The sequence below is a fragment of the Mesorhizobium sp. M8A.F.Ca.ET.181.01.1.1 genome (assembly GCF_004792025.1).
Classification (GTDB): Bacteria; Pseudomonadota; Alphaproteobacteria; order Rhizobiales; family Rhizobiaceae; genus Mesorhizobium.
Genome location: NZ_SRTV01000044.1, coordinates 1 through 512 on the forward strand (window position 1 = coordinate 1; position 512 = coordinate 512).

At 64.3% G+C, this 512-nt stretch carries 1 protein-coding gene; it reads left to right on the forward strand.

Annotation, left to right across the window (positions count from 1 at the left end):
* Nucleotides 1-164: 164 nt before the first annotated feature.
* Nucleotides 165-512 (forward strand): SDR family NAD(P)-dependent oxidoreductase (locus tag EN824_RS33490; RefSeq protein ID WP_135933160.1); only part of this gene is annotated, 348 nt, incomplete at its 3' end.

Sequence of the window (512 nt, forward strand, 5' to 3'; positions counted from 1 at the left end):
GGCCGACCGCATGCGCATTGTTTTCGTGAAGAGAATCGGCGTCACGCCGATGCAGTACCGCGAACGCTTTCGCGCCGCCTGAGAGCACGCGGGCCGCACCGCTGCGCGTCCGAAACATGCGTGAGAAGATATCGGCCTGCATCAGCAGACATATAAGGACCGACATGAACCCCTCTTCTCCGATTCGAGCCATCGTCACCGGCCACACGCGCGGCCTGGGCGCGGCGCTCGCCGAGCAACTGCTGGCCCGCAATGTCGCCGTGCTCGGTCTGTCACGCTCGCGCCATGCGTCGCTCAAACAGCGCTTTCCCGCACTGCTCGAAGAAGTCGAACTCGAACTCGCCGAGACGGCGCGCGTTGCGCAGTGGCTGCAAACAGATGCATTGCGGGCATTCGTGAGCGGCGCCCGCACCGTTCTCCTGATCAACAACGCGGGCATGGTGCAGCCGATTGGCCCAATTGAAGGACAGGACGCGACGGCCATTGCGACCGCGGTGAGCCTGAACGTCGCC